Origin of the sequence: Dactylosporangium vinaceum (assembly GCF_019904175.1) — a bacterium.
GTDB lineage: Bacteria > Actinomycetota > Actinomycetes > Mycobacteriales > Micromonosporaceae > Dactylosporangium > Dactylosporangium vinaceum.
In genome coordinates, this window is sequence record NZ_CP061913.1 from 9,639,433 (window position 1) to 9,663,035 (window position 23,603).

General features: G+C 72.4%; 25 protein-coding genes and 2 tRNA genes. 13 read left to right on the top strand and 14 right to left on the bottom strand.

Annotated features, from left to right (window positions below):
* Positions 1-10 precede the first annotated feature (10 nt).
* Positions 11-445, bottom strand: coding sequence for a TIGR02611 family protein (locus Dvina_RS43090; RefSeq protein WP_246655694.1), 435 nt, complete (start codon positions 443-445; stop codon positions 11-13).
* Between the two features lie 488 nt (positions 446-933).
* Between Dvina_RS43090 and Dvina_RS43095 the strand changes: the two genes are divergently transcribed.
* Positions 934-1,365, top strand: coding sequence for an SsgA family sporulation/cell division regulator (locus Dvina_RS43095; RefSeq protein WP_033356715.1), 432 nt, complete (start codon positions 934-936; stop codon positions 1,363-1,365).
* Between the two features lie 243 nt (positions 1,366-1,608).
* On the opposite strand, the gene Dvina_RS43100 is transcribed toward Dvina_RS43095, so the two are convergent.
* Positions 1,609-1,884 carry a DUF4873 domain-containing protein gene (locus Dvina_RS43100; RefSeq protein ID WP_223096474.1) on the bottom strand — a complete coding sequence of 92 codons (276 nt, stop codon included), beginning with the start codon at positions 1,882-1,884 and terminating at the stop codon, positions 1,609-1,611.
* 48 nt (positions 1,885-1,932) lie between these two features.
* Here Dvina_RS43100 and Dvina_RS43105 point away from each other — a divergent pair, with 48 nt between their 5' ends.
* On the top strand, positions 1,933-2,835 hold the full coding sequence (locus Dvina_RS43105; RefSeq protein ID WP_223096476.1) for an AurF N-oxygenase family protein: 903 nt from the start codon (positions 1,933-1,935) through the stop codon (positions 2,833-2,835).
* Positions 2,836-3,032: 197 nt separating this feature from the next.
* On the opposite strand, the gene Dvina_RS43110 is transcribed toward Dvina_RS43105, so the two are convergent.
* From Dvina_RS43110 to Dvina_RS43125, 4 genes are all read right to left on the bottom strand, one after another.
* Complete coding sequence (locus tag Dvina_RS43110) at positions 3,033-3,698, bottom strand: class F sortase (protein WP_246655695.1); 666 nt, start codon at positions 3,696-3,698, stop codon at positions 3,033-3,035.
* A 19-nt stretch (positions 3,699-3,717) separates the two neighbouring features.
* Positions 3,718-4,578, bottom strand: coding sequence for a DUF4397 domain-containing protein (locus tag Dvina_RS43115; RefSeq protein ID WP_223096478.1), 861 nt, complete (start codon positions 4,576-4,578; stop codon positions 3,718-3,720).
* A 254-nt stretch (positions 4,579-4,832) separates the two neighbouring features.
* Complete coding sequence (locus Dvina_RS43120) at positions 4,833-5,747, bottom strand: CAP domain-containing protein (RefSeq protein WP_223096480.1); 915 nt, start codon at positions 5,745-5,747, stop codon at positions 4,833-4,835.
* Between the two features lie 104 nt (positions 5,748-5,851).
* A complete protein-coding gene (locus Dvina_RS43125; protein ID WP_223096482.1) occupies positions 5,852-6,463 on the bottom strand; it encodes a TetR/AcrR family transcriptional regulator in 612 nt (203 codons plus the stop codon).
* Positions 6,464-6,515: 52 nt separating this feature from the next.
* Between Dvina_RS43125 and Dvina_RS43130 the strand changes: the two genes are divergently transcribed.
* Positions 6,516-7,184, top strand: a complete 669-nt coding sequence (locus Dvina_RS43130; RefSeq protein WP_223096484.1) for a pentapeptide repeat-containing protein — start codon at positions 6,516-6,518, stop codon at positions 7,182-7,184.
* Here Dvina_RS43130 and Dvina_RS43135 read toward each other — a convergent pair.
* Together Dvina_RS43135 and Dvina_RS43140 are read right to left on the bottom strand one after the other, a co-directional pair.
* Positions 7,129-7,623, bottom strand: a complete 495-nt coding sequence (locus tag Dvina_RS43135; RefSeq protein WP_223096486.1) for an STAS domain-containing protein — start codon at positions 7,621-7,623, stop codon at positions 7,129-7,131. The genes Dvina_RS43130 and Dvina_RS43135 overlap by 56 nt on opposite strands.
* 68 nt (positions 7,624-7,691) lie before the next feature.
* Entirely contained in the window at positions 7,692-8,258 is a 567-nt protein-coding gene (locus tag Dvina_RS43140; RefSeq protein WP_223096488.1) for an O-methyltransferase, read from the bottom strand.
* A gap of 83 nt (positions 8,259-8,341) precedes the next feature.
* Here Dvina_RS43140 and Dvina_RS43145 point away from each other — a divergent pair, with 83 nt between their 5' ends.
* Positions 8,342-9,052: a DUF4097 family beta strand repeat-containing protein gene (locus Dvina_RS43145; protein WP_223096490.1), complete on the top strand. Its 711-nt coding sequence runs from the start codon at positions 8,342-8,344 to the stop codon at positions 9,050-9,052.
* Between the two features lie 14 nt (positions 9,053-9,066).
* Here Dvina_RS43145 and Dvina_RS43150 read toward each other — a convergent pair whose 3' ends face one another.
* The 6 genes from Dvina_RS43150 to Dvina_RS43175 form a co-directional block, all read right to left on the bottom strand.
* Positions 9,067-10,281, bottom strand: coding sequence for a serine hydrolase domain-containing protein (locus tag Dvina_RS43150; RefSeq protein WP_223096492.1), 1,215 nt, complete (start codon positions 10,279-10,281; stop codon positions 9,067-9,069).
* Between the two features lie 70 nt (positions 10,282-10,351).
* Positions 10,352-10,927, bottom strand: coding sequence for an ATP-dependent Clp protease proteolytic subunit (locus tag Dvina_RS43155; protein ID WP_223096494.1), 576 nt, complete (start codon positions 10,925-10,927; stop codon positions 10,352-10,354).
* Between the two features lie 69 nt (positions 10,928-10,996).
* Positions 10,997-12,880: a propionyl-CoA synthetase gene (locus Dvina_RS43160; RefSeq protein WP_223096496.1), complete on the bottom strand. Its 1,884-nt coding sequence runs from the start codon at positions 12,878-12,880 to the stop codon at positions 10,997-10,999.
* A 32-nt stretch (positions 12,881-12,912) separates the two neighbouring features.
* Positions 12,913-13,191: a DUF6295 family protein gene (locus Dvina_RS43165; protein WP_223096498.1), complete on the bottom strand. Its 279-nt coding sequence runs from the start codon at positions 13,189-13,191 to the stop codon at positions 12,913-12,915.
* 5 nt (positions 13,192-13,196) lie between these two features.
* Entirely contained in the window at positions 13,197-13,931 is a 735-nt protein-coding gene (locus tag Dvina_RS43170; RefSeq protein WP_223096500.1) for a dienelactone hydrolase family protein, read from the bottom strand.
* 176 nt (positions 13,932-14,107) lie between these two features.
* Positions 14,108-16,693, bottom strand: coding sequence for an ATP-binding cassette domain-containing protein (locus Dvina_RS43175; RefSeq protein WP_223096502.1), 2,586 nt, complete (start codon positions 16,691-16,693; stop codon positions 14,108-14,110).
* Positions 16,694-16,795: 102 nt separating this feature from the next.
* Between Dvina_RS43175 and Dvina_RS43180 the strand changes: the two genes are divergently transcribed.
* The 9 genes from Dvina_RS43180 (at position 16,796) to Dvina_RS43220 (ending at position 23,599) form a co-directional block, all read left to right on the top strand.
* Complete coding sequence (locus Dvina_RS43180) at positions 16,796-17,941, top strand: S8 family peptidase (protein WP_223096504.1); 1,146 nt, start codon at positions 16,796-16,798, stop codon at positions 17,939-17,941.
* A gap of 97 nt (positions 17,942-18,038) precedes the next feature.
* Positions 18,039-18,632 carry an RNA polymerase sigma factor gene (locus Dvina_RS43185; protein WP_223096506.1) on the top strand — a complete coding sequence of 198 codons (594 nt, stop codon included), beginning with the start codon at positions 18,039-18,041 and terminating at the stop codon, positions 18,630-18,632.
* A gap of 28 nt (positions 18,633-18,660) precedes the next feature.
* On the top strand, positions 18,661-19,122 hold the full coding sequence (locus tag Dvina_RS43190; RefSeq protein ID WP_223096508.1) for a carboxypeptidase-like regulatory domain-containing protein: 462 nt from the start codon (positions 18,661-18,663) through the stop codon (positions 19,120-19,122).
* A gap of 75 nt (positions 19,123-19,197) precedes the next feature.
* The gene (locus Dvina_RS43195) at positions 19,198-19,605 is read left to right on the top strand and encodes a VOC family protein (RefSeq protein WP_223096510.1); all 408 of its coding nucleotides are present in this window, start codon (positions 19,198-19,200) and stop codon (positions 19,603-19,605) included.
* Positions 19,596-19,671, top strand: a tRNA-Ala gene (locus tag Dvina_RS43200). Before Dvina_RS43195 ends, Dvina_RS43200 begins: the two co-directional genes overlap by 10 nt.
* Before the next feature lie 4 nt (positions 19,672-19,675).
* A tRNA-Met gene (locus Dvina_RS43205) sits at positions 19,676-19,750 on the top strand.
* A 50-nt stretch (positions 19,751-19,800) separates the two neighbouring features.
* Positions 19,801-21,006, top strand: a complete 1,206-nt coding sequence (locus Dvina_RS43210; RefSeq protein ID WP_223096512.1) for an SDR family NAD(P)-dependent oxidoreductase — start codon at positions 19,801-19,803, stop codon at positions 21,004-21,006.
* Complete coding sequence (locus tag Dvina_RS43215) at positions 21,000-22,118, top strand: leucine-rich repeat domain-containing protein (RefSeq protein WP_223096514.1); 1,119 nt, start codon at positions 21,000-21,002, stop codon at positions 22,116-22,118. Before Dvina_RS43210 ends, Dvina_RS43215 begins: the two co-directional genes overlap by 7 nt.
* Entirely contained in the window at positions 22,115-23,599 is a 1,485-nt protein-coding gene (locus Dvina_RS43220) for an ankyrin repeat domain-containing protein (RefSeq protein ID WP_223096516.1), read from the top strand. Before Dvina_RS43215 ends, Dvina_RS43220 begins: the two co-directional genes overlap by 4 nt.
* Positions 23,600-23,603 lie beyond the last annotated feature (4 nt).

Here is a 23,603-nt window from a genome sequence, read left to right on the forward strand (position 1 = left end):
AGATGTGGAGTCAGGCGAGGATCCGCAGCGACAGCAGCAACGCCCCACCGACTACCAGGAGCAGGCCGCCGACGGAGACGATCCGCACCAGCCACGAGCCCTCGCGGACCAGACGGGTCCAGCGCACCAGCCGGGCCCGCGTGAAGTGCAGCAGCCGCCGGGCCCAGGTGAACTCCATCGCCAGCAGGGCCAGACCGCCCAGGATGATGAGCCAGCCCGGCCCGGGCAGCGGCAGCAGCACGACACCGATGGCAATGACGAGCGTGCCGAGCACCGCGACGACGATCTTCACGCCCAGGCGGCCGAGCGGGGTGGCGTAGGCCCGTTCCCGCAGGCGCAGGGCCCTGTCGCGCAGCCGGGAGAGAGCGGCCCGCCAGCGCGGGCGCGCAGGACTGCGGGCTGGACCTTCGGCCACCGGCACGGAGTCGCGCTGCAGGTCGGACACCGTTCCATGGTCCACGCGGCGGCAACCCGCCCGCGAATTCGCCGACGAATCGGACTAATCGCTCGACCGCGTTACATCCGGGTCGACACCGGGCGAAGGGCGCAGGTGTTCATCCGCAACGCGCGCGACTGTGACACGCCGGAAGTCACCCGCGCGGGCGGGGAAGCGTCCGGAATCATCCGTAACGCCCGCCCCGTCCACCTCACTGCCGCGCAATTCTCGTTCGCATCACGCAAACACCCGTCACTCCCATGGACCACAGGACGTTACCGGAATGAATTGACGTACGGCCCACCCGTCACGTCATGGACCCCGACCGCGCCTCGAAAACCAGACATCGCTCGCACGATGTTCGGTTGACGGCAAATCGGGCCCAGAAACACTACAGAGTGGAATCGCAGAATCACTACGCGTAACACTGGGAATCGCCTCAACATAGAGAGGCGGGGCACGGCATGCTCCGCAAGCGGTGCCGGGGGGAGTACGACATGAGCGCAATCCGACCATCGACCGTCGAGGTCGAGACATCCCTACGACTCGTCGCGCCCGACGCGACCGCGCTGCCGGTGCGAGCCAGCCTGCGCTACGACCCGAACGATCCATACGCGGTGCACGTCCTCTTCCACGCCGAGTCGGCCGGGGGCGAGCCGGTGAGCTGGTCGTTCGCTCGTGAGTTGCTGTTCACGGGGCTCGACGAGCCGGCCGGGATCGGCGACGTGCGGGTCTGGCCGTGGAACGGGCCGCGCGGGGACTTCGTCGCGCTGGCCTTGAGCTCGCCGGACGGCAACGCGCTGTTCGAGGTGCCACGCAGCGTGCTGGTGCGATTCCTGCGCCGGACGTACAGCGTCGTCCCACGCGGCCACGAGACGGACCACCTCGACGTCGACAACGCCGTGAACCGCCTGCTCGCCGGGCGCTGATCCACCCCGGCCCGGCTCGCCGCGCGACCACCGCGGCACCACCCGCCCCGCCGACGGGCCGGCCACCGTACCCACCGGTACGAACCAAGACGAGCAATCCGGGCGCCACGCCCGTCCCGCCACCTCCAGCGCGCCGCCAGACGCCGGGACCAGGGACCGCGTGGCGCCCGATGCCGTCCCTACAACACCGCAGGGCATGGCGTGGATCGCGCGGGCCGGGTCGACCGGGCCGCGCGCCGGCGCCTACGGCAGACCGGCGCTCGGAAGTGGCCCGGAGCCGGTCACCCGGATGCCACCCCAGGGGTTGAGCTCGACCAGCCGGGCCGGCACGCCACCGATCGTGACGTCGCGGCGCCCGCAGCGCAGCAGCGCGGTGACCTCCGGGCCCGCCGTCATCCGCGCGCTCCAGCGGAAGCGGCCGTCGACGGGCTCGGACCGGCCGGAAACCTCCAGCTCAACGGCGTACGAGCGGCCGTCGGCGACGAGCGTGGCCTTGACGGGCGACGATTCCTCGGGCATGGTACCGACTAGTACCAACTACCGGCCGGTAACGTCAAGGAGGCCGCCGTGCCGAACACCGCCGCCGCGCGTGAAGCCGACCGCGAAGCCACCGCCGCCCGCCTGCTGAAGATCTCCGCCGGCAACTCCTACGACCCCGAGGTCGACATCGACTGGCAGGCGCCCCAGCCGGCCGGGCTCATGTATGCGCCCGCCGAGCGGCTGTCGCTCTACGGCACCCCGACCTGGGACGCGCTCACCCCGCAGCAGCGGATCGAGCTGTCCAAGCACGAGGTGGCGAGCATCGCGAGCATCGGCATCTGGTTCGAGGTGCTGCTCATGCGCATGCTGCTGCGGCACGTCACCGGCATGGACCCGCGCAGCGGCCACGTCCAGTACGCGCTCACCGAGATCGGCGACGAGTGCCGGCACAGCATCATGTTCGCCCGCATGATCGACGCGTTCGGCGCGCCCGCGTATCAGCCGGCCGCGGTCCACCGGGCGCTCGGGCGATACCTCGGGGCGACGGCCGGGGGCATCCAGACGTTCGCCGCCGCGCTTGTCGCCGAGGAGATCCTCGACGCACTCCAGCGGGAGGCAATGGCCGACGAGAGCCTGCAGCCGCTGGTGCGGATGGTGTCGCGGATACACGTGGTGGAGGAGGCCCGGCACATCAGGTTCGCCCGCGAGGAGCTCGCCCGGCAGGTGTCGGCCAGTTCGAGACCCCGCCGCCTGTACTGCCGGATCGTCGTCGCCCGCGCCGCGTACACGGTCACCCACACCCTCATCAACCCGCAGGTGTACGCGGCGGTGGGCCTGGACCCGGCGCAGGCCGCCCGGGTCGCCTGGGCCAATCCGCACTTCCGGGCCACGCTGCGGTGGGCCGGCAGCCGCGTCACCGGCTACTTCCAGGAGCTCGGCCTGATCGAGGGCCCGGCCGAGCCGATCTGGAGAGCCGCCGCGCTGCTGTGAAAGGGGTGTCCCCTGTGATGTTGAGCATTCCGGGAACAGGAGACGATGCGTGATGAGCGCGCTACTGTTCAGGGAGTCGGTGTGCTGTGTGTCCCCGGGCCTCACCACACTGCCTTCACGGAATACCGTTCGGCTGGAGCCGTGTCGCGCCTATCGCCGCGAGGCGACCTGGCACACCGACCCTAACTTCCTCTCGTCTACGCCAACACGGCGTAGACGACCAGGTTGTCCCGGTACGAGTGCCGGGCCTGGTCGAAGGTGCCGCCACAGGTGATCAGCCGCAGCTCCGGCACCGGCGTGGGCCCGTAGACCTTCGTGCTCGGAAACTGGGCCTTGGCGTAGTGCTCGCTCGCCGTCACCCGGAACGTCAGCCAGCCGTCGCCGCGCTGCACCTCGACCGTGTCGCCCGGCTTCAGCTCGTGCAGGCGGAAGAACACCGCGGGACCCGTCTTCGAGTCCACGTGCCCGGCCAGCACCGCCGGGCCCGCGTCACCGGGGAACGTCCCGCCCGCGAACCAGCCCGCCTCGCCGTACACCCGCGGGCTCTGCAAAGTCCCGGCGCCGTCCATCTGCAGGGTCTCGAGCGGGGTGTCGACGCCCAGCGCCGCGATCTTCAGCCGGGTCGGTGGCGAGTCCGGCGCCGCGTTCACCGCCGACAGGTCGATGCTGTGCGGCTGAATCCAGGTGGGGTCGCCGGCGTCGATGTCGACCCGCCGGCCGACGAGGACGGCGGCGCCGACGATCACCGGTGCGGCCAGGGCCAGCACGCACCCGATGAGCATCAGCGTCCGCCGCCGGGTGGCGGTCAGGTGCAGTCGCTGTCGCAGCACCCGGTGCCTGACCACCCTGCCCGTCGTGCCCATGGTTCGAACGGTACGGCGATCAGGCCGCCGCGCGCGCCCGGCGGAGCCGCCAGACCAGGCCGCCGGCCACCGCGAGCAGCAGCACCGTCGCGCCGCCGACCGGGATCAGGGGGTTGAGGCCGGGCTGGGCCGCGGTACCGCCGCCGCCCGTATCGACACCGCCCGCGGGGACGCCACCGCCGGCCGCATCCGTGCGCAGCTCCGCGGTCAGGCCGCTCTTACCGTCGAGGACGATCAGCGAGTACACCGCGCCGGCCTTGAGCGGAGCCGACACCGTGGTGACGGCGGCGGTACCGCTCGGGGGCGACAGCCGCAGCGTCCACTTGCCGGGGTCGCAGGGCAGGTAGTCGGTGGTCGTCGCGAACTGCACGCCGTCGGCGATCTTCGTGCCGCTCGCCATGGCCACGTTCAGGACCGGCTGCTTCACCGACGCCTGGATGACGCGCACCTTCGCCTTGCCGCCCGAGGGCAGGCCGAGATCGTCGCTGATCACACGCAGGCCCAGGTCGGCGAACTTGCCGGTGCCGGCGACCGTGTAGGCCTTGCCCTCCTCGACCGTCGCCTGGGTGCTCAGCACCGGCGCGGCCGAGGCCGGGTCGCCCACCTTGCGCATGGCGACCGCATAGGTGCCGGGCGGCAGCGGCAGGTACTTCGAGACGGTGCCGTAGCCGACCGCGTCGAACTTCTGCTGCGCGATGGCGCCGTTGACCGAGCTCAGGTAGACGTCGACCGGCGGGGTGTCGGGCGACAGGTGCGCGAGGCGGACGTAGCCCACCCCGGCCGCCGCGGCCGGCGCGGCCCCCACCACCGTCAGACCGAGACCGAGAAGCGCCGCGGCCGCTAACGCCGCGAGCCGCCGCCGCTGGTGAGCAGCGAACACGATGAACCCCCTGCTGTAACAGCACAGCCCACTGACTGCGTCAGGAACGGGTGGTACGCACCCGCGGAGGTCTCACCTGAGTAAGCGGCGCGGGCACCGTCAGCACTGATCGCGGTGAGTCTGGCACGTCAGTGAGCAACGCGCCACCCGGGCTGGGCAGGGATCATCGCTTTCGGTGTACGGCGCCCAACGCTACGCGGCGGGAATCCGGACCACATCGGCATTTCGGTCGGTGCCGATGTCTGGGGCGGCGACTACATCTGGGTCCCGAAGTCCTGGGTCCAGATCGGCGTCTTGCCCTCATAGGCCAGGCCGACGCCCAGGTCCTTGAGCTTGCAGTTGAGGATGTTGGCCCGGTGCCCGGCGCTGTTCATCCAGGCGCTCATGACGTCCGCGGGCGTCTTCTGACCCTTGGCGATGTTCTCCGCCGCGTTCGACCAGCGGTATCCCTCGTTCGAGATCCGGGCCGCGAAGGAGGTGCCGTCCTGGGAGTCGTGCGAGAAGTAGTCGTTGGCCGCCATGTCGGCCGAGTGCTTGAACGCGGCCGTGCGCAGCTTCGCGTTGTAGGTGAGCGGCCCGCAGCCGGCCTTGGCCCGCTCCTGGTTCACCATCTGCAGGACCTGGTTCTCGTACGCGACGTTGCTGCCCCCGCCGGCCGGCGCGCCGGTCGTCGGCTTCTTCGTCGGCTGCGTGGTCTTCGGGGCGGCGGCCGTGGTCGGCGCCTTGGTCGTCGGCGCCGCCGAGGTGGTGGCGTTCTCGGCCGGGTCGCTCGGGGCCGCGGCGGGGTCGCTCGACGCGGCGCCGCCGAGCAGGTCGTTGGGGGCCGCGCTGGTCGTGGCCCCGGCGGCGACGTCCTTCGCGTCCGGTGACGCGCTCGAGGACTTCGAGAACAGGATCGAGCCGCCGAACGCGACAGCGCCCACGACGATGAGGGCGATCATGCCGATGCCGGCCGCGAGCAGCATCTTGTTGCCGCCGCGCCGCGCCGGTGGCTCCTCGCCGTCCGGCACGCCGTCATAGGCGCCGTACTTCGAGAAGTCGCTGCCGTCGGGCCGGCGCTCCGGCTCGGGGCCCCAGTCGCCGCCGCCACGGCTGCCGTACGGGTCACCGCCACCCTGATTGCCGTACGGGTTGTATCGATCCCCGTAAGCATCGCCGTAGCTTGACACCTGGGCCTCCATATTGCGTCGGATCGCAGCCGGAGTCGACACTAGAAGCCCGGGAGCACCTGATCCGCCCGTGGAAGCCGATTTAACGGCGGTCTAAGCCAAACTTATGCCGCCCCTGGGCCAGGCAGCAGACTTCCCACCACCCGGCGCAGGACGGCCGTGGCGCCGGCCACATCGAGGTGCAGCTCGTCGCGCCACATCGACCAGCCGGCGAACGTGGTGGCGACCGTCAGCGCGTCGAGCAGCTCGGCGCGGGCCGGTCCCGCCGCGGTCAGCTCCTCGGCGAAGAGGGTCTGCAGCTCCTCGCGGGCGAAGTCGAGGTACCACATCCGGTTCTTGCGCAGTTGCTCGGAGAACGGCTCCCGGATCCGAGCGGCCCGCGCCGCCGGGGCGATGAGCTCGAGCAGACGGGCCCGCTGGGTGCAGTAGCGCTCGATGCGCTCCTCCCGCGGCAGGTCCGGCGGCACCGGGACGAAGTCGGCCCGCATCCGCTCCATGAGCCGCTCACCGGCCGCCGCGAACAGCCCTTCCATGTCCTTGAAGTTGGTCCAGAGGGCACGCAGCGACACCCCGGCCCGCTCGGCGATCCGCTCCGCCGTCGGCCGCAGCTCGCCCTCCTCCAGGAGCGCGAAGTGCGCATCGGTGATCGCCCGGCGGGTCCGCTCGGCCCGTAAGGTGCGCCCGTCCACCCGTGCCCGAACTCCCGCATCGTTCATGACCTGACAGCCTACGTGCCATGCGCTCGGGTCACCCTTTACGGTGAGGGGCGTGGCAGCGCGCAGCGTGCACGACATCGAGATCGAGCTACCCGTCTTCGACCCCGGCGAGCTCGAGCCGGTCAGTGCGCCCTGGGGTGGCAACCTCAACGAGGCCCACGTCCAGACCGGCCGCGCGATCCGCAGCAGCCTCATCGACGCCCGGCTGCGCCGCTCTCTCCTGGAGAACCTCGACCTCAACGGGGCGATCTGGGAGGACGTGACGATCAGCGGCTGCCGGTTCGAGAAGGTCGACTTCACCGCGGCCCGCCTCACCGGGCTGACCCTCGACCGGGTGCACTTCGTCAACTGCAAGCTGACGTGGGCCAATCTGGCCGAGTCCCGCCTGTCGGACGTGCTGTTCGAGGGCTGCCGGCTCGACGGGGCCTCGCTCGACGAGGTCAACACCACCGGCCCGACCGGGTTCGTCGGCTGCGTGCTCGTCAACACCAACCTGCGCGACTGCGTCCTGCCCTACGCGGCGATGCAGGGCTGCCGGCTGCGCCAGATGTCGTTCGAGAGCTGCGACCTGCGCGGGGCCGACCTGCGCGGCAACCAGCTCTCGGAGGTCAGCGGGATGACGAGCCTGCGCGGGGTCACCATCGAGCCCGCGCAGCTGCCCGGGCTCACCGACGCGGTGATGCGGGACCTCGGCGTGATCGTGCGCGGCCCGAAGGGTTGACGGTCTTCGGGTTGACCCGCCAGCGCGGGCGCTTCTGCGGGAACGTCCGGTGGCCGTCGCCCTCCAGCGGGAGCGGCGGCGCGTCGACGCAGACGGCCGGGGGCAGCAGCCCCGGGCCGACCAGGTCGCGGGGGTCCGCGTCCAGGGCGCCCTCGACGGTCGCGAACGCGGCGATGTCACTCATGCCGGCCGCGACGCTGAGCCAGGACCGGATCGCCGGCGAGGGCGCGGCCAGGCGCAGCTCCCCACCCCGCGACCGGGCCATGTCGGCCACGTCCACCAGCAGCTGCGCGCCTGTCGTGTCGCACACCGTCACCTGGGACACGTCCAGCACCAGCCGGGGCTCGTCGGCGACCAGCAGGCCGGCGAGCACCGGCTCGATGCTCGCCACGGTCCCTTCAATCAGCAGCCCGTGCAGGGCCAGCACGACCGCACTCATCGCAGTGACGGTACCGACCCCGCTCCCCCGGTGTCAGGGGCCGGGTGGATGACCCCTCGTGGGGCCGTTCAGCCCGCCGGGGGTCGACGGACGCCGATAATTACCCCCGTACCGTGGGCCAGTTCCACCGCCACCAGGCCGGGGTCGGCGAGCAGCGCCCGGCGCACGCCGTCCTGCTTCACCCGGAAATCCTCCGGCCATCCCTCGACCGGGGTCATATCGTCGACGATGAGGGTCCCCCGGGGGTTGAGATTCGCGAGGGTACGGTCGAGCCCCTCGGTCTTCCCCCCGGACGCATCGGCGAAGATCAGGTCGAAGCCCTCGCCCGGCGTCTCCAGATAGTCGAGCGCATCGTTGACCTTGAACTCCACGAACGCCGGCCACTGCCCGCTCCTGGCGATGGCCGCGGTGGCCTCGTCCGACTCGATCGAGGTGACGCTGACATCGGTGCGGGGCAGCAGGCCGCTGACGATCCAGGCGGTGCCGACCCCGACGCCGGTACCGATCTCGAGCACTCGGGCCCGGCTGGGCAGCCCGGCCGCCAGCGTGGCGAGCAGCCGCCCGACCGCAGGGTCGCAGGACCGCCCGAAATTGTTGGCGGTTGCCCGGGCATAGGCGGAATCGACGATGTTCACGGCGGCGACCCTATCGTCCCGGCGGCTTCCCGGGCGGCGCCCCTGTCGAAGATCGTCGCGCTTCGCGTGCAAAGCTGTGCCCCGTGAAGTCACTGCCCATTCGCGTCCTCACGCCCGCCACCGCCGCGCTCCTGCTGGCCCTCGGTGCCTGCGGCTCACCGTCCGCCGCGCCCGACAAGCCCGCCAAGGACGGGCCGGGGCAGACGGCCACGAACTCGTTCGAGGTGAAGGACGACGTGAGCGTCGTCGAGGTCGACAGCGAGGGCGGCACGATCACGGTCAAGGCCGGCGCCGGGGCCACCATCAAGGTGACGGAGACGGCGGCCTTCAAGAGCGACAAGCCGGGCCGCAAGCAGAAGCTCGAGGGCGGCGAGCTCATCCTCGGGTCGGGCGGCTGCCCGAAGAACGACTGCTCGATCTCGTACGTGGTCGAGATGCCCTCCACGCTCACCGCCCGCCTGGACAGCTCCGGCGGCCGCATCGAGCTCACGGGGCTGACCGGGCTTATCGACGTACAGTCCGACGGCGGCGCGGTGACGGGCGACGCCCTGGCCCCGCCGGAGTTCCAGGCCCGCACGGGCGGCGGCCCGGTCGACGTCAAGGTCACCCAGGCTCCCGACCGCATCGACATCGACAGCGGCGGCGGCAACGTCAACCTGCGCCTGACCAAGGACGGCTACGCGCTGACGGCCGACCTGGACGGCGGCAACCAGTCCGGCACCATCAAGCAGGACGCCGGCTCCAGCCACAAGGTCAAGATCGCCACCGGCGGCGGCAGCCTGGCTTTCGTCTAGCTTCCATCGGCGGTTCAGTCGGTGAGGGCGCTGTAGACGAGTTGGCGCAGCTGGGGGCGCAGCGGGTAGGTGCTGGACGGGATCAGCTGGGTGTAGAACGCGACGGTCAGGCGCTCCACCGGGTCGATCCAGAAGGCGGTGCTCGCGGCGCCGCCCCAGTAGTACGTGCCCGGGGTGCTGTAGACGCGGGACGGGGCCGGGTCGCGCACCACGGCGAAGCCCAGGCCGAAGCCGATGCCCTCGAATGAGGTCTCGGCGAAGCCGCCGGTCTGCAGCCGGTCCAGGTCGACGCCGCCCGGCAGGTGGTTGCGGGTCATGAAGGCGACCGTCCGCGGGGCCAGGAGGCCGTCGCCGCGGCGCAGGAGCATGGTCATGAACTTCTGGTAGTCGGCGGCGGTCGAGATCAGGCCGCCGCCGCCCGCCGGGGCCGCCGGCTCCGCGAACGCGGCCTTGCCCAGGGCGTCGAAGCGGACCCGGCCGCCGGTCGGGGTGGGGGCGTACAGCGCGGCCAGCCGTTGCTCGTCCGGCGCCACCGACCAGGTCGTGTCGGTCATCCCCAGGGGCTCCAGGATGCGGGTGCGCACGAACTCCGGGAACGCGACGCCGGCCACCACCTCGATCAGGCGGCCCAGCACGTCGGTGCTGACGCCGTAGCCCCAGCCCCGGCCCGGCTGGAAGAGCAGGGGCAGGGCGGCGAAGTCGCGGCAGACCTCGGCCAGGTCGGCGCCCGGCTTGACGCCCAGGTCGTAGCCGGCCTTGCGGTAGAGGGCGTCGACGACCGACGTGTGCAGGAAGCCGTAGGTGAGGCCCGAGGTGTGGGTGAGCAGGTGCCAGACCCGGATCGGCTCGATCGCCGGCACGGTGAATGGCGCGTTCGCCGAGCCCTTCTCGAACACCTGCATGTCACGGAACTCGGGCAGCCAGGTGCTTATCGGGTCGGTGAGCTCGAAGCGGCCCTCCTCCCACAGGATCATCGCGGCGACCGAGGTGATCGGCTTGGTCATCGAGTACAGGCGCCAGAGGGTGTCCGGCTCCACCGGCAGATCGGCCTCGGCGTCGCGCTTGCCGTAGACGCTGTGGTGCACCACGCGGCCGTCGCGCGCGATCGCCAGCTGCCAGCCGGCCAGGCGCCCGTCGTCGACGTATCGCGCGAAGTGGGCGTCCAGGCGGGCCAGCCGTCCGGCGTCGAAACCGGCCTGCTCGGGCGCCACTTCACGATCAATGCTCATCAACGCACAGTAGATCTTCCGCAAACCGGCCGACAATAGTCGGCGCCGCCATGCCCCGGCCGGTCCTGGCTCAGGAAAGGGCCAGCTGCTCGGCGCCCTCCACGACCCGGTCGACGAAGCCGTATTCGCGTGCCTCGGGCGCGGTGAACCACCTGTCGCGGTCGGAGTCGATCCCGATCTGCTCGCTCGTCTGGCCCGTGTGCTCGGCGATCAGCCGCTGGATGGTCTGCTTGGTGAAGATCATCTGCTCGGCCTGGATGGCGATGTCGGCCGCGGTGCCGCCGATGCCGCCCGACGGCTGGTGCATCATCACGCGGGAGTGCGGCAGGGCGTAGCGCTTGCCCGGGGTGCCGGCGCTGAGCAGGAACTGGCCCATGGAGGCGGCCATGCCCATGACCACGGTGGAGACGTCGTTCTTGATGAACCGCATGGTGTCGTAGATCGCCAGGCCGGCGTGCACGGCCCCGCCCGGCGAGTTGATCCAGAGGCTGATGTCCTTCTCGGAGTCCTCGGCGGCGAGCAGGATCAACTGCCCGCAGATGCGGTTGGCGCTCTCGTCGTTCACCTCGGTCCCGAGCACGATGATGCGCTTGCTGAGCAGTCGGTCGAAGACGGCGCTGTCGAACGGGATCTCGTTGTCGGCCATGCCCCTGACGGTATGGCCTCGACCGCCCGGGCCGACCCCCTGTTCGCCGTGAGCGTGTTCGCTCAGAGCTCATCCCCCGGACGAGCGCAGCACCGGCCGCAGCGCGTCGAGCACGGCCGGGTCCTCGATCGTCGAGGGAACCGGCTCCTCGCGCCCGTCGGCGATGCCCCGCATGGTCCGCCGCAGGATCTTCCCCGAGCGCGTCTTCGGCAACGCCGCCACCACCTGCACGCTGCGCAGCGACGCCACCGCCCCGATCCGGTCCCGCACGAGCTGCACCAGCTCCGCCGCGACAGTCGCCGGCGGGGTCGGGACCCCGGCCTTCAGCACCACGAAACCGCGCGGCACCTGCCCCTTGAGCTCGTCGCCGACCCCGATCACGGCGCACTCCGCGACCGCCGGGTGCGCGGCCAGCACCTCCTCCATGGCCCCCGTCGACAGGCGGTGCCCGGCGACGTTGATGACGTCGTCGGTGCGGCCCATCACGTAGAGGTAGCCGTCGTCGTCGAACCGGCCCCCGTCGCCGCTCAGGTAGTAGCCGGGGAACGCGGACAGGTACGACCTGACGAACCGCTCGTCGTCGCCCCACAGCGTGGGCAGGCAGCCGGGCGGCAGCGGCAGCTTGATGACGATCGCGCCGTCCGTCCCGGCCGCGGCGGGGCGACCGTCACCGGCGAGCACGCGGACGTCGAAGCCGGGGACGGGTACCGACGGGGATCCCGCTTTTGTGGGCAGCTGCTCCAGGCCCCGCGGGCTTGCGGCGATCGGCCAGCCCGTCTCGGTCTGCCACCAGTTGTCCACGACGGGCACCCCGAGCCGCTCCCCCGCCCACTCGTAGGTCTGCGGGTCGAGGCGCTCCCCCGCCAGGAACAGTGTCCGCAGCGACTTGAGCCGTTCGCGGTCGATGTGCGCCCCCTGCGGGTCCTCCTTGCGGATCGCCCGGATCGCGGTCGGCGCCGTGAACATGACGTTGACGCCGTGCTCGGCCACCACCCGCCAGAACGCGCCGGCGTCCGGGGTGCCGACGGGCTTGCCCTCGTAGAGCACCGTCGTCGCGCCGGCCAGCAGCGGGGCGTAGACGATGTAGGAGTGCCCGACGACCCACCCGACGTCGGAGGCGGCCCAGAAGACATCGCCGGGGCCGCAGTCGAAGATGTTCGCCATCGACCAGGTGAGCGCGACCGCGTGGCCGCCGTTGTCGCGCACGATGCCCTTGGGGCGCCCGGTGGTGCCGGAGGTGTAGAGGATGTACAGCGGGTCGGTCGCCGCCACCGGGACGCACGCCGTCCGCGGGGCCGCGGCCACGGCGTCGGCCCACGTGATGTCGCCGTCGCGCAGCTCGCCGGGGGCCTGCGGGCGCTGGAGGATCACGCAGCGCGAGGGCTTGTGGGCGGCCTCGTCGATCGCGGCGTCCAGCAGCGGCTTGTACGGCACCACCCGCGCCGCCTCGATCCCGCACGACGTCGCCACCACCACCTTGGGCTTGGCGTCGTCGATGCGGGCCGCGAGCTCCCGGGGCCCGAACCCGCCGAACACGACCGAGTGGACCGCACCGAGCCGGGCGCAGGCCAGCATGGCGACGACGGCCTCGGGCACCATCGCCATGTAGATGACGACCCGGTCCCCCTGCTGCACGCCGAGCGCCCGCAGTGCTCCGGCGAAGGTCGAGACCTCGTCGAGCAGTTCGCCGAAGGTGTACCGCTTCAGCGCGCCCGTCACCGCCGAGTCGTAGACGAGCGCGATGTCGTCGCCGCGGCCCCGGTCGACGTGCCGATCGAGCGCGTTGTGACAGGTGTTGAGCTGCGCGTCAGGAAACCAGCGATAGAAGGGCGGGTTGTCGCGGTCCAGCACCCGGATGGGCATGCGCTCCCACTCGACACCGCCGGCCGCGTCCCGCCAGAACCACTCGGGGTCGTCGAGGCTCAGCTGGTACGTGTCTCGGTAGGCGCCCATGCCTCCGATCCTGCTCTTTTTTCACAGAATTGCTACACCGGCGTATTTGCGCTGGCCAGCCCGGCCGGCGCGGCGGCGATCGCCTGCTGGATGGCGGCCACCAGCGCCAGGGCGGCCTCCTCGGTGAGCTCGACCGCGACCCGCGCCGAGGGCCCCTGGCCGGGGTTGGCGAAGTCGATGTTCACCGTGTGCCCGAACGGCGCCCGGTGCGGGTGGTCGACGTAGACCGACGCCTGCGTGAGGTCGAACCACCCCGCCGCGCCCTTGCCGGCCCCTTCGATGTCGACGGTCTGGGTCTCATAGGTGCACATACCGGTCAGCTCCCCAGGTGCTCGGCGAAGAAGGCGAAGATCCGCTGCCACCCGTCGACGGCGGCCTGCGGCCGGTACGAGGGCCGGTCCACGGCGAAGAAGCCGTGCCCGGCACCCTCGTAGCTCTGGTACTCGAAGTGCTTGCCGTGCTCGGCCATGAGCTCGGCCAGCCGGGCCACCTCGGCCGGTGCCGGGTACTTGTCGTCGTCGCCGAACAGCCCCAGCACCGGGCACCGCACGTCGGCCAGCCGGTCCTTGATCGAGGTCACCCGCAGCGGGAACCCGGTCGGCGGCGGCTCGAGCGCGAACGCTCCGTAGCAGTCCACGGCCGCGTCCAGCTCGACGGCGGTGGCGACGAGCAGCGCCTGCCGGCCGCCGGAGCAGTGCCCGATCACGCCGACCTTGCCCGCGGCGTTGTCCAGCCCGCGCAGTGCCGCCGCCGCGGTGGCCACGTCCCTGATGATCTGCTCGTCGGCGATCCCGCCCTGCCCGCGCACGAAGGCGGACGCGTCGTCGGGCGAGGCGCCGGGCGCCTCCCGCCAGAACAGGTTGGGGCAGATCGCGGCGTACCCGTTGGCGGCGAACTTGCGCACCATCTCCTTGGTCGCCTCGTCGTACCCGGGCAGATGGTGGATGACCACCACCCCGGGCACCGGCCCGCCGTCGACCGGGCGCGCCTGATACGCCTGGATCTGCTCGTCGCCGATGAACACTGTCTCGGCCCGGATCGCGTCTGACATGCGAAATCTCCGTTCGGTTTCCTTAGCCCGGCAAACAATATCCCCACGCCCGGCGCATCGGCCGCGGCGGCGGGGGCGCCGCCGCGACGCGTTCGTGGCGGCGGAGGGGTTCGCCGGGCAGCCACCGGCCGGACCGGGCGTGGAGCAGGCCCGGCCCGGCGGGTGGGGCGTCCGGACTACTGGCGGCCGGGCTCCGAGCGGCGCAGGGCCAGGCGGGCCAGGGCGACCAGGACGACGATCTGCAGGACCAGGATCAGCACCGAGCGCCACCAGGCGCCGGTCGTGTGCTGCCACAGGTCGTCCTTGAACGGGATCATCCTCGTCAGGTCGACGCTCGAGCCGCCGGCCGCCATGCCCCAGCGGGTCGGGAAGAACCAGGAGATCGTGCTCAGGACCTTCTCGCCGCCCAGCTCGAACAGTCCGCCGGACAGCACCAGCTGGGCCATCACGGCGACGACCAGGACCGGCGTGGTCTGCTCGGTGGTCTTGACCAGGGCGCTGACCATCAGGCCGAACGCCATCGAGGCCAGGGCGACGAGCGCGACCGGGATGGTGATCTCGACGAGCCAGTGCTCCTTGAAGATCAGCGGGTCCTTCGGCGGGTTCTTGCCGAGCAGGGCCAGCCAGGAGAACAGGGACGTCTGCACGATGATGATCAGGGAGAAGACGACGACCTTCGACGCCAGGTAGGCCCCCGCGGACAGGCCGACCGCCCGCTCGCGCTTGTAGATGGTCGACTCGTTGACCAGCTCGCGGATGGCGGCCGCGGTGCCCAGGAACGCGGCGCCCACCGCCAGCACGACGAGCAGGCGCTGGGCCTCCAGGCTGTAGCGGGTCAGACCCGGGGCCAGGCCGTTTTCCCCGGGGACGGTCCGGGTCAGCAGGGCCAGCGCGAGGGGCAGGCCGACCATGAAGATGCTGAGGCCGCGGTCGGCGCCGATCACCCACAGCATCCGGGCGCAGAGCGTCAGGAACTGCCGGACCGGGGCGGCCGGGTGCACGACCCGGCTGCGCAGGGACGCCCCGCCCAGCGTGACCCGGGCCCGGCCGACCACCTTGGCCGATCCCGCCGGCGCCCCGCCCGGCCGGCCGGCGGCCGGTGACGGAGCCGACGAGGTGGCCGGCGAGGTGGCCGATGGCGTGTCGGGTGACGCGGCCGGGCCGGGGCGCGCGGGCATCGGCTGCTCGGCCGTCGCCTCGCCGGGCCCGGCCGGGACCGCGGCGGTGGTCGGGACGGCCTGGGTCGGCACGGCCCGGGCCGGGACCGTGACGCTCTCGACCACCTCGGGCTTCGGCGGGGGCGCCTCGGCGATCTGGTCGGTGACGTAGCGGGTGTACTCGGGCGATGAGCGGTATCGGCGGACCCAGTGCGCGGCGTTGTTCGTGACCTCGCGGAACACCTCGGCGTAGTCCTCGGCTCCGAAGAACTGCAGGAGCTCACCCGGCGGCCCGAAGTAGCCCATCCGGCCACCGACGGTGAGCACGAGCACCCGGTCGGCCAGGTCGAGGTGCATGACGTTGTGCGTGACCACGGCGACCGTGCGGCCCTTGTCGGCCAGCTCCCGCAGCTCCTCCATGACCTCCTTGTCCAGGGCCGGGTCGAGGCCGGACGTGGGCTCGTCGAGGAACAGCAGGCTGGGCTCGGTGAGCAGCTCCAGGGCGACCGAGACGCGCTTGCGCTGGCCGCCGGAGAGGCTGTCGATGCGCTGCTTGGCGCGCTCGGTGAGGTTGAGGGTCTCGAGGACCTCGGCCACGCGGGCGCTGCGCTCCTTGCGGGGCACGTCGTCGGCGAAGCGCAGCGCGGCCGCGAAGCGCAGGGCCCGGCGGACCGTGAGCTGGCGGTGCAGGACGTCGTCCTGCGGGACCATGCCGATGCGGTAGCGCAGCTCGGCGTAGTCGGCGTAGAGGTCGCGGCCGTCGTAGCGGACCTGGCCCTGGGTCGCGGGGCGCAGCCCGGCCACGGCCTTGACGAGCGTGGACTTGCCGCAGCCGGAGGGGCCGATGATGGCCAGCACACTGCCCTCGGCCAGCGCGAAGCTGACGTCGTCGAGCAGGACCGCGTCCTTGATCCGGACGGTGAGGTCGTCGGCGATCAGCGAGGACGGGCCGGCGTCCTCGAACTCGTGGAGCCGGGCCCCGTCGAAGATGAACTCGTGCCGGCCGATGGAGATCATGTCGCCGGGGTTCATGTCCTGGCGCGGGGTGATCTGCTTGCCGTTGTGGAACGTGCCGTTGCGGCTGCCCAGGTCGACGACCTCGAAGCCGCCGGTCGCGGTGTGGCGCAGCTCGGCGTGGTTGCGTGACGCGCGCAGGTCGGTCAGGACGATGTCGTTGTCGGCGCCGCGGCCCAGGCGGATGCGGCCGGCGCCGAACTCGTGCTGCGTGGCCTCGCGCTGCTGCGGCGGGGCGGCCTGGACGGGGAGCTGCTCGGTGATCGTCACCACCTTGAACGAGACCGCCGGGCCGTCGGCCGAGCCGAGGTGGACCTCTCCTCCGTCGGTCGCGGCGACGAAGGCCGCCTTCTCGCCGCCGGAGTAGACGCCGTTGCGGCTGCCGAGGTCGCGCAGGAACCAGCCGTCGTCGTTCCAGATGACCTCGGCGTGCCGCCGGGAGATCAGGGTGCCCTCGACCACCAGGTCGTTGGCGGCGTCGCGGCCGATGGTCACGGTGTCGTCGGGACGCACCGTCGCCTTCTTGTCGCCGCTGGTGACCTCCAGGACCTGGAGCTCCCGGGTCACCGTCTGCTGATCGATGCTCGCCACGGCCACATCATGCCGTGGGAGGACGGCAGAAAACATCCGGGGCCATGTATCAGGAGGCCGACCGGCGCCCTCATGTTCGGCGAGACCGGAGATGGAGGACCGATGGCCCAGGACGAGTGGCGCACACGGCGCGCCCGGCGACTCGCCGGCCTGCCGTGGGTCCGCCGCGAGGACCGGGCCGACGGCACACCCGTGCGGTTCGTCGCCGACGAGCTGGTGGTGCTCGACGAGCACTTCGCCACCGCCCGCCAGGCGTTCGCCGAGCAGGGGTTGGCCGCTCGGGACATCGTCGAGGAGGGGGATGTCCCGGCCGGCTTCCGGCGGGTCCGGGTCGAGGGTCTCGATGTCGCGCGGGCCGCGCGGCGGGTGCGGGTGCAGGCGGAGGCGGCCGGAGACACCCGTGTCGCCGCGGCGCCGAACCACGTGTTCGTCTCGACGCCGCTCGCGCACGCCGGGGCTTACGGACGGCCGCGGCCGGCGGCGCCCGGACGGCTGCCGGCGCCGGACGGGGACGGCGGGGTGGCGGTGCTGGTGCTCGACACGGGGGTCTGGGCCGACAGTCCGCTGCCGAAGGAAAGGTACATCACCGCGGACTACGAGCCCGGCGGTGCGGACGACGACGGGGACGGCGCGGGTCACGCCAACTTCGTCGCGGGGGTGATGCTGGGCCGGTCCCGGCGGGTGCAGCCGAGAGTGGTGCGAATCGTCGACACGTTCGGGGTGTGCCGGGAGAGCGACCTGGTCGCGGCGCTCCGGCAGGCGGGCGACGACCCGATCATCAACCTCTCGCTGGGGGGATACTCGCTTGACGACCGGCCTCCGGTCCTGCTCACGGCGGCGCTGGGGGGCCTGCTGACGAGTGGTGACCGGGTGGTCGTGGCGGCGGCCGGGAACGACGGCCAGCACGACCGGCCCTTCTGGCCGGCCGCGTACGCCGGGACGAGCGCGCCGTGGCGGCGGCGCGTCGTCGCGGTCGCCGCCCACGACGGCCGGCGCATATGCAACTGGAGCAACACCGGGCCGTGGATCACGCTGGCCGCCCCGGGTGCGGACGTGCTGAGCACGTACGTGCACCACGAGGGCTTCCCGGACGGCTGGGCCCGATGGAGCGGCACCTCGTTCGCGGCGCCCTTCGTGGCCGCGGCGATCGCCGACGCGCTGCCCGCGGCGGGCTCCGCCGCGCTGGCGGCCCAGACGGTGGTGGCCGGGGCGCAGCGCCGCTACGGCCGCTACGCCGGGGTGGCGTGACCTCATGCATCACACCAGGGGGAGGGGGGTGACGGGGTGCGGCTCGCTGGTCGCCGCACCCCGTCGTCCGGTGGCCGCGATGCTACCCTTCGGAGCCATGGCCGACCCCGAAAGCCCCGGTGAGCACGAGAATGCCGCACTTCTGCGGGCGGCCGCGGCCGGTGACCAGCAGGCGTGGGAGTCCATTGTGGACCGCTACGCCAACCTCGTGTGGTCGGTGGCCCGCAGCTTCCAGCTCGGCCAGTCCGACGCCGCCGATGTGAGCCAGGCCACGTGGCTGCGCCTGGTGGAGCACGTCGATGCGGTGCGCGACGCCGACAAGCTCGGCTCCTGGCTGGCCACGACGGCCCGCCGGGAGGCGATAGCGCTGCTGCGCAAGAGCGGCCGGGACGTGCCGGCCGGCTCGGCCGGCGACTTCGTGGAGACCCTCGGCGGGGCCCCGGCCGGGGTCGAGCCGACCACCGACGAGCTGGACGCCGGCGTCCTGCGCGACGAGCGCGACGCACTGCTGTGGCACGAGTTCCGCACGCTGTCCAGCCAGTGCCAGCAGCTGCTGCGCGTGCTCATCGCCGATCCCCCGCCGAGCTACGCCGAGGTCTCGGCCGCGCTCGACGTGCCGATCGGCAGTATCGGTCCGACCCGCAAGCGCTGCCTGGGCACGCTGCGCCGACGATTGGCGACTTCGATATGACCCACCGCGGCTGGGCAGGGCCGACCCGATGATCGGGGAGGAAGAGGTGCTGAGCTCTTTGCGTGACATCGCCGGCCGGCGGGACCCGGTGCCACCGAACGTCCTGGCGGCCGCGCGGGCGAGCCTCGCGTGGCGCGACCCGGACGCGGCGCTGGCCGAGCTGACCCGCGACTCGCTCGACCGGCTCATCGCCGTGCGGGGCGGCATCCGCGGCGGCACTCCCCGAGTGCTGACGTTCTTCAGCGGTGCGCTCACGATCGACGTCCAGGTCACGGCCCACTCCGGCGCCGTCGACGTGGTCGGCGAGCTGGCGCCGGTGATCCCGGCCAAGGTCGTCGTGGAGTCGCCGGCCGGGTCGCACGAGACCACCGCCGACGCCGAGGGCCGGTTTCGCTTCGACGGGGTCGCGGCCGGGCCGGTGCGGCTGCGCTGCGAACCCGAGGTCGAGGGGGCATTCGTGCCGGTCCGCACAGAATGGGTGCAATTGTAGAAAGTCTCGCAAAAGCCCGGCATTTCGGGGGTACCGTCGCGACAAAGCCGCCGCGACGTTGCGAGGAGCCGGACGATGCCCATCGACCACGTGCAGATCGTTTCCATCCCCGTGACCGACCAGGACCGGGCCCGCGACTTCTACATCAACGCGCTCGGCTGGGAGCTGATCAGCGACAACGACGAGGGCGACCGCCGCTGGGTCGAGGTCGCACCGAAGCACGGCCAGACGTCGTTCACGCTCGTCACCTGGTTCGACTCGATGCCCGCCGGCTCGCTCGAGGGCATCGTGATGGACACCGACGACATCGAGAAGACCTACGAGGAGCTTTCCGAGCGCGGGATCGTGTTCGAGACGCCGATCGAGGAGGGCCCGTTCTCCCGGGTCACCAGCTTCCGCGACCCCGACGGCAACTGCTTCGTGCTGCACCAGCTCTACCAGCCGCGGACCCGGCCGGTACACTTCGCCCCGGCGAGGTCGTAGCGCAGAGGTCGTCGCGCCGGCGCAGCGGGCTGGAGGACGCCGGTTCGATTCCGGCCGGCCTTGCCACGCGTGGGCCGTAGCGCAGAGGTCGTCGCGCGCCGACTCATAATCGGTGAGGACGCCGGTTCGATTCCGGCCGGCCCACCCGCCCCACGGCGCGGCGGTCGCGGCTCGCGGCGCGGTTACCATACTGCCGTGCCGCCGGACCCCAACGACGTCGAGGCCTGCCTACGCGTGCTGGCCGCGATCGACGACGCCGACGAGCGGGTCGTGGCCGCGGTCGACCGGGCGTACAAGGCCCGGAAGAAGGTGCGCAAGGCCGAGCGGCGGGCGGCGGCGAGCGAGCACGACCGGCGGGTGCTCGACGGTCCCGGCGACACACCGCTGATCCGCGCCCGGCGCTGCTACGTGTGCAAGTCGCCCTATCGCGAGGTACCGGCCGGCTATCCCCGGATGTGCGCCGCCTGCGCCGGCGACAACACCGTCAGGCGGCATGCGCGCTGTGACCTGACCGGGCGGCGGGCGCTCGTCACCGGCGGGCGGATCAAGATCGGGTTCGAGACGGCGCTCAAGCTCCTGCGCGACGGCGCCGACGTCGTCGTCAGCACCCGGTTTCCCGGTGACGCCGCCCGGCGCTACGACGCGCTCCCCGATGCCGGCCAGTGGCGCCACCGCCTGCGCATCCACGGTGTCGACTTCCTCGACCCGGCCGGGGCCGTCGGGCTGGCCGACGCCGTCGCGGCCGGCGGGCACCTCGACATCCTGGTCAACAACGCGGCCCAGACCATCCAGCGGCCCGCCTCCTACTACCGGGAGCTGGCCGCCGCCGAAGGGCGCCCCGAGCTGCCCGCCTCCCCCGCCGACCTGTTCTTCCCGCCCGGCGCCCTCGACGAGACAGGCGAGCCCCTCGACCTGCGCCCGGTCAACAGCTGGACGCTGAAGGTGCACCAGGTCACGCCGCGGGAGTGGCTGGAGGTGCAGGTCATCAACGCGTTCGTACCGTTCCTGCTGACCGCGCGGCTGCGCGAGGCACTCCGGGCGTCGCCGTTCCCGGACCGGTACATCGTGAACGTCTCGGCCATGGAAGGCAGCTTCAGCCGGGCCAACAAGACAGCCGACCACCCCCACACCAACATGGCCAAGGCCGGCCTGAACATGCTGACCCGCACGATCGCCGGCGACTACGCGGCCGACGGCATCCACGTCACGAGCGTCGACACCGGCTGGGTCACCGACGAGCGGCCGCACGCGACCCGGGAGGCGCTGCACGGCAAGGGCTTCCGGGTGCCGCTGGACGTGGTCGACGGGGCCGCGCGCGTCTACGACCCGATCGTGCGGGGCGTGCACGGGGATCGGGTGCACGGCGTCTTCCTCAAGGACTATCGGGTGGTGCAGTGGTAGAGCTCGAGATCTCCTGTCCCGTGCTGGCGGCTCCCGCGGTACCGCCGGCGGACCCTGCGCTCCTGCAGCCGCTCCTCGATCGGCTCGCCGATCCCGTCGCAGTGGCCGCCACCGAGCGCTTCCCGCTCGGCACCCTGCAGCCCGACGGGCGGCTCGACCTGTGCAAACAGGGCCTCGGGGCGGACGGGGTGCGCCGGGTGCTGGACCGGGTCGCGGGCACCGGGCACGCCACCCACCTGCTGCTGGGCACCAACGGTCTCGGGGCGCCCGGCACCGCCGCCCTGGCCGCGTCGCTGGCGCCCGGGCACGGCGTCGAGACGCTGTACCTGGGCTGCAACGCGATCGACGCGGACGGCGCGGCGCCCCTGTTCGAGCGGCTCGCGGCCGACGACACCGTGACCGCGCTGTGGCTCAAACGCAACCCGCTCGGCGACGCCGGGGCGGCGCGGCTGGCCGCGATGCTGCGCACCAACACCGCCATCACCACCCTCGACCTGGTCAACACCGGCCTCACGGAGACCGGGCTGGCGCTGCTCGTCGATGCGCTGTGCGCGCGGGAGCGGCCCGTCGCCCGGGTCTTCCTCGGCGGCAACGGCCTCGGCCCGTCCGCGGCCCCGCTGCTCGCCCGGCTCCTGGCCGAGGGCGGCCCGAGCGGCCTGTTCCTGGCGGCCAACCGGCTCGGCGACGACGGTGCGCGGGAGGTGCTCGGCGCGGTCTCCCGCGGCGGCACCACCCTGGGCCTGGGCGGCAACGGCCTGACCGACGTCGCCCCGGTCGCCGCGCAACTGTCCAAGCTGGACAGTCTGGACCTGAGCCGGCCGCAGTCGCTGCGGGTCCTGGGGGCCGTCGACAACGCGGTCGGCGACGCCGGTGCCGGGCTGCTCGCCGACGCCCTGCCGGACAGCCCCCTGCGCCGCCTCGACCTGCGCCACACCGGTGTGCGCGGCCGCGGGGCCAAGCGCCTGCTCGCCGCCGTCGAGACCGGCCGCACCGCGCTGCGCCGGCTCACGCTGGGGCCGGACGTGCCGCGGCGGATCAAGCGGGCGCTGGCCGAGCGGTTACCCGGTGGCGAGCCGCCCCTGGCCGGTGAGATCGTGAGCGTATATCGATGAGCGGCTTCATGACGCGCAACGAGCTGGCGGTGTGGCGGCGGGTCCGGCAGTACGCCGTGCCGCCGGCCATGATCGAGGAGGCCACCGCGGCCCGGCTCGCCGGTGACTGGCGGGCCGCGTGCGCCGCCGCCGGGATCGTGCCCGACGACGACGCGGACTTCGGCCCGTTCCGCGACGAGCTGCCGTTTCTGGTACCCGACCTGGTCCGCTGGCACCTCCCGCGCACGCCGTCGCGCGGCGAGACCACCGTCGACCCGCGCCTCCTGATCATCCTGGCCCGGGACGGCAACCGGCTGCTCGGCGTGGCCACACCGCGGGTCGGCAACTCCACGCAGCGCCTGCGGCTGGTGGTCACGCACCCGAAGAACGACCGCTACCACGGCGAACGCGACTGGAGCGAGGCCCGCCACCTGTGGGACGCCCGCGAGACCGACCGGCTCGTGGAGCGCACCTGCACCCCGCGCACCCTGGAGTTCCTGGCTCTGCAGGAGGCCGGCCGGGACTTCGAGGCGTGGGCGCTGGCCGGGGTGCAGGTGCCGGAGATCGTGTTCGACCCGCAGCACGGGTGGCAGGAGCGCTTCGTGCGCCGGGCCTTCGTCGGGCTCGACATCGACCCGGCGGCGGTCGTCGCGGCCGCCCGGGCGAGCGGCAGGGCTGTCTCGTCCATCTCGGCCACGTTCCGCGACCTGCTCCTGCACACGGTCAACGGCGGTCCGCCCCGGGCCGAGTGGGTGCCGGCCGAGCGCAACGACGGTGCCCGGATGTCGCTGGAGCCGTTCCGCCGCCCGGTCGACCTGCACCTGGTCCGCCGCGGCCTGCTCGCCCCCACCGCGCTCCACCCGTTGATCGGCCCGCTCCTACGGCCGTTCGCCGCACCGGCGGTCGACCAACCCGCGGTGCACCGGGCCGTGCGGGTGCGGTGCGGCGGCGACTGGCACCGCCTCGACTGGGACGGCGGCCGGATGCGCATGCCGCACGGCGACGAGGAGCGCCGGCGCGAGCACGCCCTGCGGGCCCTCGGCGGCGAGCTGCACGGGTGCTTCGCGGCCGAGGTCGCCTGGTCCTCCCGGTCCGGGCGCCTGCCCCGGCGGCTCGAGGAGCAGCGGCGGGACCTGCTGCTGCGCCTGCTCCACGGCGACCTCGCAGCCGTCGTGGCGCGGCTTGACGCCGGCGTCGACCCGCACGTGCGGGACCGCCACGGCCGCTCTCTGCTGCACCTGCTCCCGTGCGTCGACTGGCGCCCCGGGTGGCCCGCGCTCCTGGCGCGGCTGCTGGATTCGGGGCTGGACCTGGAGGACCGGGACGCGACGGGCCGCACGCCCTTGCACTCGGCCGTGCACGACGACGGGTCCGCCGCGCTGATCCAGGCGCTGCTCGCCGCGGGCGCGAACCCGCACTCTCGCGACCACTTCGGGCAGTCCATTCAGGAGGATCACGAGCGGCTGCGGGACGAGCCGTTTTTTGTCGTACCCCCGAAGTAGTCTC